Source organism: Clostridium sp. AM42-4 (genome assembly GCF_003480105.1).
GTDB lineage: Bacteria > Bacillota > Clostridia > Lachnospirales > Lachnospiraceae > Brotaphodocola.
Genome location: NZ_QUIK01000030.1, coordinates 1,062 through 2,660, shown reverse-complemented (window position 1 = coordinate 2,660; position 1,599 = coordinate 1,062). Strand labels below are relative to the sequence as shown.

The following is a 1,599-nucleotide window of genomic DNA, read 5'->3' as shown; positions in this document are numbered from 1 at the left end:
CTGCGGCACTTTCTGGGGGCTGACGCAGACGATTACACCTATGAAGCGTTGAAGCTGTTCCTGCTGGGTGCAATCTCACGAGCCTTTCAGCCGGGGTGCAAGTTTGAAATCATGCTTTGTCTGGTAGGCGGTCAGGGGGCTGGAAAGTCCACCTTCTTCCGTCTGCTGGCAGTCCGGGACGAGTGGTTCTCCGATGATTTGCGGAAGCTGGACGATGACAATGTGTACCGTAAGCTGCAAGGTCACTGGATTATCGAAATGTCGGAAATGATGGCAACCGCAAACGCCAAGAGCATTGAGGAAATCAAGTCATTTTTAAGCCGACAGAAAGAGGTTTACAAGATACCCTATGAAACCCACCCAGCAGACCGCCCCCGTCAGTGCGTGTTTGGCGGCACTTCCAATGCCCTTGACTTCCTGCCCCTTGACCGTTCCGGCAACCGCCGCTTTATCCCCGTCATGGTGTACCCGGAGCAAGCCGAGGTTCACATTTTGGAGGACGAAGCCGCTTCCAGAGCCTATATCGAGCAGATGTGGGCAGAAGCGATGGAAATTTACAGAAGCGGCAGGTTCAAGCTGGCTTTCAGCCCTGCCATGCAGCGGTATCTCAAAGAACACCAGCGGGATTTTATGCCGGAGGACACCAAAGCCGGGATGATACAGGCGTATCTTGATAAGTACACCGGGAGCATGGTCTGCTCCAAGCAGCTCTATAAGGAAGCCTTGAACCATGCCTTTGACGAGCCGAAGCAATGGGAAATCCGGGAAATCAACGAGATTATGAACCAGTGCATTTCTGGCTGGCGGTACTTCCCGAACCCAAGAATGTTTTCCGAATATGGCAGACAAAAGGGCTGGGAGCGTGAAAACCCGGCAACGGACTCCGGCAACCCGTCTGAAAAAACGATGGACGGTTTTGTGGAGGTTACAGAACAGATGGAGCTTCCGTTCTGAAAATGGCAGCCCGTTGCACCCCCTGTTGCTATCCCGTTGCCGAGCCGGTTGCCGGGGAAAATCCCGAAACTATCGGCTTTTCTCCCCTATGACAACCAAAACAACAGAAAAATAAAAGAAAAGTATAAATAGTAACCATCGCCAGATTGAGATTGTTTGCAAGGTCTTTTGAAGCCCGTTGCCGGACTTCGTTGCCGACACCCTCTGTCTGGCTATTTTCATGTATGGAGGATAACTGCCTATGGCAAAAAACAAAACAGAGATTCATGTTACAACGGTATTTGACGGGGAACTGGACGCAACCGATGTGTTCGTCAGCCTGATTTCCCAGAAATACGGTAAGACAAATACGAAAGAATATCTTGCTAAAAGGAAAGATATGAGCTATAATGAAGATGAGGTTCAAAAGAGCCAGATACCGTCTGGATTGTGTGGGTAAATGGCTATGATGAACGAAATGGAATACAGAACAATCGGTTCGGCACTTGCCGGAGGGTATCGTGCAGCGGTCTATTGCAGGCTGTCAAAGGACGATGACCTGCAAGGCGAAAGTGCCAGTATCGCAAACCAGCGTGATATGCTGGAAAAATACTGCGAAAAGCAGGGATGGGAGGTTGTGGCAGTCTATCAGGACGATGGCTTCAC

The 1,599-nt window shown here is 50.5% G+C and carries 3 protein-coding genes; all 3 read left to right on the top strand.

The genetic code is table 11. From position 1 onward, the window contains the following. Positions 1-954 (top strand): virulence-associated E family protein (locus tag DW922_RS16420; protein WP_118727132.1); only part of this gene is annotated, 954 nt, incomplete at its 5' end. 241 nt (positions 955-1,195) lie between these two features. Then, positions 1,196-1,393, top strand: coding sequence for a hypothetical protein (locus tag DW922_RS16410; protein ID WP_003020324.1), 198 nt, complete (start codon positions 1,196-1,198; stop codon positions 1,391-1,393). After that, positions 1,394-1,599: recombinase family protein (locus DW922_RS16405; protein ID WP_195715097.1), on the top strand; the 206-nt coding region annotated here is incomplete at its 3' end.